Below are 3419 nucleotides of genomic sequence, written 5' to 3'. Positions count from 1 at the left end.
AGCGATGATCATGCAGGGATTGCTGCACCGCTCGATACCGATGGTGGTACGCCGACTGGCGACGCTGGCGCCCGCACTGTTGATCCTTGCGCTGGGTTTTAATCCGACCCGCACATTAGTCCTGTCGCAGGTCGTCTTGTCCTTCGGCATTCCGTTCGCGCTGCTTCCGCTGGTGCGACTGACCGGTAGTCGCGCACTCATGGGAGTCGACGCCAATCACCGCGTCACCACCGCCATCGGCTGGCTCATCGGCGTGCTGATCAGTCTGCTCAACGTGGTGCTGATCTGCCTCACGCTCAGCGCCAAAGGCTAGGCCTGGCGTCGGAATCCCCTCTTTCCAACCGGTGTTTTCCCCGGCCGGTCAGTTCGATGAGCTCGTCCAGCAGGGCGTCCATCTGATCGATCGACGGCATCGCCCCACCGCGCTCGCGGTAGGCATTGCGAACGCTGGCCAGCACCCGCAATTCACGCTCAATCGTGTCCCGGTCCCGGGTGCCGCCCCCGTACGCGCCGCTCATCGGGCAATCCTGTCACTCCGACCGCGACGCCCAACAGCGCGACGCACGGAATTAACCTCGCGGTCACGACCGGCTCAGAACTCGTTAGCGGACTTGACCGAACATGCACCGCCCGCTCGCAAACCGTCCGCGGCCGAGCAAATAATTCGCTCGGCTAACATCGAGATCGTGACGCAGCGCAGCCGTCATTTCTACTTCGCGTACGGGTCGAACCTGTGCGTGCGGCAAATGGCGCAGCGTTGTCCGGACGCCGCCAATCCGCGGCGCGCCGTGCTCGCCGACCACGACTGGCTGATCAATCAACGCGGGGTGGCCACCGTCGAGCCGTTGCCCGGCACGCAGGTGCACGGAGTCGTCTGGCAGCTGTCCGACCACGATCTGGCCGCCCTGGACAGCGCCGAAGGTGTGCCGGTGCGCTACCAGCGCGACCAGAAGACGGTGCAGACCGAAGACGGCCCGTCAGACGCCTGGGTTTACATCGACCACCGGGTGAACCTGGGCCCGCCACGACCTGGCTACCTGGAACGCATCATCGACGGAGCGCGGCATCACGGTTTGCCCCAACACTGGATCGACTTCCTACGCCGATGGGATCCCGCCCGGTGGCCCCGCCCGCGGTCACGGCCGACAACACCTGCGCCACAGTCGCTTTCCGAGCTGCTTGCCGACCCTGGGGTATCCGAGGCCAGCCGGTTGCGGTCGCGCTTCGGTTTCCTGGCGATTCACGGTGGTGGTCTGGAACAGATGACCGACGTGATCGCCGAGCGCGCCGCTGACGCGGCGGGCGCGTCGGTGTATCTGATCCGGCATCCCGATCGCTATCCACACCACCTGTCGTCGGCGCGATTTCTCCGCGACGAGTCAGCCCGCCTGGCAGAGTTCCTCGACCACGTGGACATCGCGGTGTCGTTGCACGGCTACGGCCGGATCGGCCGGGCTACGCAGTTGTTGGCCGGAGGTGGAAATCGCGCGCTTGCCACCCACCTGGCTGACCACCTCGAACTGCCCGGCTATCACATCGTCACCGACCTCGACGAGATTCCCCCCGAGCTGCGTGGCCTGCACCCGCAGAATCCCGTCAACCAGGCACGTTATGGCGGAACACAATTGGAACTGCCGATCCGGGTCAGGGGGATCAGCCCCCGCAGTCCGCTGCCCGGCGACGACGGTCTGTCGCCGGTGACCGCTGATCTGGTGCAGGGCCTGGCGGCCGCAGCCCGCTGTTGGAAATTACCGTCCAGATAACTAAACAATCGGAGGTGGCCGATGGCCGAACGGGCCTTTCGCTTTTCAATGGGCATTCACTCAGCCAAGTCGCGAACGAAATTGCAGGACAAGGCAAAGCGCTATGAGGACCTCGGCTTCGACGCCCTGCATCTGCCCGATCACCTCGGTGCGCCGGCACCGTTTCCGGTGCTGACCGCGATCGCATCCGCGACCTCCACCGTGCGGCTGGGCACCTATGTGCTCAACGCCGGCTTCTACAAGCCCGCTCTGTTGGCTCGTGACGCCGGCGAGGTCGACCAGCTCAGCGACGGACGCCTCGACCTCGGCCTCGGCGCCGGGTACGTGCGCGAGGAATTCGAGGCTGCCGAGCTGCCGTACCCGACCGCCGGCCAGCGTGTCGACCATCTCGAGCACGTCACCACCTACATGAAGAAGCACCTCCCCAAGGTGCCAATCCTGATCGCCGGCAACGGAAATCGATTGCTCACCATCGCCGCCCAGCACGCCGACATCATCGGGTTGACCGGCGCCAGCGCCGGTGACGCCGCCGACCCGCTCGCCGATCGCATCGAATTCGTCCGGAATGCCGCCGGCGACCGGTTCGCCGACCTCGAGTTGAACCTCGCGATCACCGCCGTGCCGTCGGACAACTCCGGGAAACCCGACCTGGCACTCACCCGCAGATTCGTGGACCTGTCGGACGAAGAGTTGCTGGCGCTGCCGTCGGTGCTCAGCGGGTCGCCCCGCGAGATCGCCGACACTTTGCGCGGCTACCGCGACAAATACGGGCTGACGTCCTTCACCTTCCAGGAAAACCACGTCGACACCATCGCCAAGGTGATTCCCGAGTTGCGCTGACCGCAGAAATCACACAGCAACTACCTAACGATTTTCCGTAAGGTGGGTTGATGCGCTACAACCCGCCCCCGAACTGGCCAAAGCCACCCAAAGGGTGGGCGCCGCACGCCGACTGGTCGCCGGATCCAGCCTGGCCGCCGCCACCGCCGGGCTGGCGACTGTGGGTCGAGGAAGATGGCTCGGACGCGAAGTCGGCGCTGGGAAGGCTCAAGCAGGCCGGCGACGACGGCGAATATTTCGGCGACGAGAACGCCTGGGCCGAGGACTCCGGGCCCGCGCCGGCCGACAACGAGCTAGATGCCGGGGTATCGGCGCTGCCGCCCCAGCCGACCGTGGTCGCGCCCGAAGACCTTGCGGTGCAACACCTTGGGCAGTACGCCACGGTGAAGTGGAATGACGAACAGCAGTACGCGATCGGCACAATCGTCGCGGTCTCTGCTGACACCGAGGCAGTGCACCTCACGCTCGACGGCATCGACGCGCCGATTGCCTTTCCGCGGGAAACGCCGGGCAGCCCACGTCTGCTGGTCTGGATTTAAGACCCGCACTCGCCTGACGCCGGTGAGCGGCTAGGTTTAACGATGACTTGAGCCCCCGTAGCTCAGGGGATAGAGCACGGCTCTCCTAAAGCCGGTGTCGCAGGTTCGAATCCTGCCGGGGGCACGTTGTGCGGGCACGGTTTGAACAGGGCAGACGTAAGACCGTGCAATACACGTGAAACAACGGGCACCTAGACGGCACCACGGTAACCGCACCACGGTGAGCCCCGCATGACGGGCCGCGCTGGTTGCCTGATTACGCGGACACTCCCAGCAC

5 protein-coding genes and 1 tRNA gene are annotated in these 3419 nt (G+C 65.3%); 5 read left to right on the top strand and 1 reads right to left on the bottom strand.

Annotated features, from left to right (window positions below; genetic code table 11):
- The coding region (locus WAN02_RS20500; protein ID WP_422266058.1) for a divalent metal cation transporter at positions 1-313 on the top strand (313 nt) is incomplete at its 5' end.
- On the opposite strand, the gene WAN02_RS20495 is transcribed toward WAN02_RS20500, so the two are convergent.
- Positions 297-518: a hypothetical protein gene (locus tag WAN02_RS20495; RefSeq protein ID WP_422266057.1), complete on the bottom strand. Its 222-nt coding sequence runs from the start codon at positions 516-518 to the stop codon at positions 297-299. The genes WAN02_RS20500 and WAN02_RS20495 overlap by 17 nt on opposite strands.
- Before the next feature lie 168 nt (positions 519-686).
- Here WAN02_RS20495 and WAN02_RS20490 point away from each other — a divergent pair, with 168 nt between their 5' ends.
- The 4 genes from WAN02_RS20490 to WAN02_RS20475 all read left to right on the top strand — a co-directional run bounded on the left by WAN02_RS20490 (position 687) and on the right by WAN02_RS20475 (position 3266).
- The gene (locus tag WAN02_RS20490; protein ID WP_422266056.1) at positions 687-1763 is read left to right on the top strand and encodes a poly-gamma-glutamate hydrolase family protein; all 1077 of its coding nucleotides are present in this window, start codon (positions 687-689) and stop codon (positions 1761-1763) included.
- A 21-nt stretch (positions 1764-1784) separates the two neighbouring features.
- Complete coding sequence (locus WAN02_RS20485) at positions 1785-2603, top strand: LLM class F420-dependent oxidoreductase (protein WP_422266055.1); 819 nt, start codon at positions 1785-1787, stop codon at positions 2601-2603.
- Positions 2604-2653: 50 nt separating this feature from the next.
- Positions 2654-3142 (top strand): hypothetical protein, encoded by a 489-nt coding sequence (locus WAN02_RS20480; protein ID WP_422266054.1) that lies wholly within the window; start codon positions 2654-2656, stop codon positions 3140-3142.
- Positions 3143-3193: 51 nt separating this feature from the next.
- Positions 3194-3266 (top strand) — tRNA-Arg (locus WAN02_RS20475).
- Positions 3267-3419 lie beyond the last annotated feature (153 nt).

Origin of the sequence: Mycobacterium sp., assembly GCF_049281135.1 — a bacterium.
In the GTDB taxonomy this organism is placed as follows: Bacteria; Actinomycetota; Actinomycetes; order Mycobacteriales; family Mycobacteriaceae; genus Mycobacterium.
This window is presented reverse-complemented; position numbering and strand designations above follow the sequence as displayed.